Consider the following 2834-nt stretch of genomic DNA (forward strand, 5'->3'; position numbering starts at 1 on the left):
GGCGGCGTCCTGAGCGCCCGACAGTGCGTTCACGATTCCGATCGCGATCGCGACCGCCGCGATCGCCGCGAACGTCGTCCGGTCCCCGCTCGTCCCGAAAGACCCGCCGCTCGTCCCAGCCGGCGGCGACCCGTCCCCCGGCGTCCGATCCTGATCCCAAACCGGCTCGACGCGAGCCGCAGGCGGAGCATTTTCGGTGTCAGCCATGGCCCGGCAACCGCGTTCGTCGTCCCGTCAAGGAGCAGAAGACCATGACAACACCACAGCAATTCCAAGAACCGGACAGGCGCATCGATCTGGACTGGGTGCGGATTTTAGCCTTCGGGCTCCTGATCTTCTACCACGTCGGCATGCTCTACGTGTCCTGGGGATTTCACATCAAGAGCGAGCACCGGCTGACCTGGCTGGAACCGGTGATGCTGGTGCTCAACCCCTGGCGGCTGTCGCTGCTGTTTCTGGTGTCGGGAGTCGCGACCCGTTTCATGCTCGACAAGTCGACCCCGTCAAAGCTCGCCCGCGCACGGTCAGCGCGGCTCTTGATTCCCTTGGTCTTCGGGATGCTCGTGATCGTGCCGCCGCAATCCTATCTCCAGATCGTGGAGAGCCTCGGCTATCCCGCCGGCTTTCTGGATTTCTATGTCAGGCACTACTTTGCCTTCGGCGCACAGTTCTGCCCGAACCCGTGCATCGTGCTGCCGACCTGGAATCATCTCTGGTTCGTGGTCTATCTCTGGGTCTACACGATGGCCCTGATCGGAGTGCTTGCACTGTGGCCGGCAGGCGCCGACTGGCTTGGCCGCAAGCTCGCCGCCGTTCTCGCCGGGCCCGGGCTCCTGATCCTGCCTTGTCTGCTATATGTGATTTGGCGCCTGGTGCTGTTCCCGGCGTTCCCCTCGACGCATGCGCTGTTCGGCGATTGGTACAACCATGCGGACCACGCGACGGCCTTCCTGGTCGGCTTCCTGCTGGCAAAGCAGGATATGATCTGGCGCGAACTCGACCGTCAGCGTTGGATCGCGCTGACGGCTGCCGCGGCATGCTTTTCGGCCTTCATTCTGGTTCGCGCCGGCCTGTTTTCGCCATCGCCCACGCTGAAGTGGTTCGCCGCCTCGGCCTATGGTTGCTATCAATGGCTCGCGATCGCCGCCGTGCTGGGTTTTGCGCGGCGCTGCATCACTGCCGACAGCCCCGCGCGCCGCTATCTCACCGACGCGATCTTCCCGTACTACATCGTGCATCAGACCGCGATCATCGTGATCGCGCATCAATTGCACGGCAGCGGTCTGTCGGCCGGGATCGAAGCGTCCATTGTTATCGTCGGGACCGCGCTTGCCTGTGTGGCGACTTATGAAATCGTCCGGCGTATTGCCTGGCTGCGGCCGCTGTTCGGATTGCGGGCGCTGCCGCGCGGTGATGCAAGGATGGGGCAGCAACAACCGGCCTGACCAGCGCCCGCCGTCCGATTGGCGGGATGGCAAAAGGTGCTAAGAGGGCCAGATGCCGACCCGGGTCTATCTCGACTGGAATGCGACCACGCCGCTGCGCCCCGAGGCGCTGGCTGCAATTCTGGCTGCCTATGACCTGATCGGTAATCCCTCGTCGGTCCACGCCGAGGGGCGGGACGCGCGGCGGCTGGTCGAGGAGGCCCGCGCCACCCTCGCAGCCTCGGTCGGGGCGCAGCCGCGCAACGTCGTCTTCACCTCATCTGGAACCGAGGCCAACGCGCTGGCGCTTGCGCCAGGCTTGCGGAGCCCGTCCGGCGGACCTGTCGAGAGGCTGCTGGTTTCAGCGGTCGAGCACGCCTCCGTGCTATCAGGTGGCCGGTTCCCCTCAGACAAGCTCGGGCTGATCGAGGTGACGCGCTCGGGCGTGGTCGACCTCGATCGTATAAGGGCGTTGCTGAAGGACGGCCCGCCAGCCCTTGTCTCGATCATGGCCGCCAACAACGAGACCGGCGCGCTCCAGCCGGTTGCCGAAGCCGCAAGCCTCGTCCACGAGGCGGGCGGCCTCCTGCACGTCGATGCGATCCAGGCGCTGGGGAAAATGCCGTTCGATATCAATTCGATAGGCGCTGACCTTGCCACCTTCTCTGCACACAAGATCGGCGGTCCCAAGGGTGTTGGTGCCGTGGTAATGCGCGACGGGATCAACGGCCTGGAGCCGGTGCTGCGGGGCGGCGGGCAGGAGCTCAACCGGCGCGCCGGAACCGAGAATGTCGCGGGGATCGCGGGTTTCGGGGCGGCGGTGAAGGCGGCACTTGAGGCTCTTCCGGAGGATGCGAGCCGAATGGCAAGCCTCAGAGATCTCTTGGAAAATGGCTTGCGCGGCATTGCCGGAGCAACCATTTTTGCGGAGGATACCAGCCGGTTGCCGAATACCGTGCTGTTCACCGCGCCAAGCCTGAAGGCCGAAACCGCCGTGATCGGGTTCGACCTCGAGGGCGTTGCGGTCTCTTCCGGCTCCGCCTGCTCCTCCGGAAAGGTCCAGCCGTCCCACGTCCTGTCGGCGATGGGCTATGACCCTGCGGTGGCCCAGGGAGCGGTGCGCCTCAGTCTGGGCTGGTCCACCGAACCCGACGACATCAATAGGGCGTTAGAGGCTTGGCGAAAGCTCGGTAATACCCTACTTAAGGGCTAAGCGATGAAACACGGCTTGAACGGTTCTAAGCCCCGTGCTTTCCGCCAGGAAATATCGTAATACTCGTCCGAGTTTGATCCACCGCGGTCCTTGAAACCGCGAGCGGAGGATGGAATGCCAGCCGTACAAGAGACGGTCGAGCGCGTGAAGCGCATCGACGTCGACCAGTATCGTTATGGGTTTGAGACCCTGATCGA

Annotated in this window: 3 protein-coding genes and 1 pseudogene; 2 read left to right on the forward strand and 2 right to left on the reverse strand. The window is 64.1% G+C overall.

Annotated features, from left to right (window positions below):
• Positions 1 to 207 (reverse strand): annotated as a pseudogene (locus tag JHD07_RS33595) (LytTR family transcriptional regulator); the annotation flags it as partial.
• A gap of 44 nt (positions 208 to 251) precedes the next feature.
• Between JHD07_RS33595 and JHD07_RS33600 the strand changes: the two are divergent.
• Both JHD07_RS33600 and JHD07_RS33605 read left to right on the forward strand, forming a co-directional pair.
• Entirely contained in the window at positions 252 to 1445 is a 1194-nt protein-coding gene (locus tag JHD07_RS33600) for an acyltransferase family protein (RefSeq protein ID WP_291629975.1), read from the forward strand.
• 52 nt (positions 1446 to 1497) lie between these two features.
• Positions 1498 to 2637, forward strand: coding sequence for a cysteine desulfurase family protein (locus JHD07_RS33605; protein WP_291629977.1), 1140 nt, complete (start codon positions 1498 to 1500; stop codon positions 2635 to 2637).
• On the opposite strand, the gene JHD07_RS33610 is transcribed toward JHD07_RS33605, so the two are convergent.
• Positions 2623 to 2834, reverse strand: a 212-nt coding sequence (locus tag JHD07_RS33610; protein WP_291629979.1) for a hypothetical protein, incomplete at its 5' end; no start/stop codon positions are given. The genes JHD07_RS33605 and JHD07_RS33610 overlap by 15 nt on opposite strands.

Origin of the sequence: Bradyrhizobium sp. (assembly GCF_016462955.1) — a bacterium.
GTDB lineage: Bacteria > Pseudomonadota > Alphaproteobacteria > Rhizobiales > Xanthobacteraceae > Bradyrhizobium.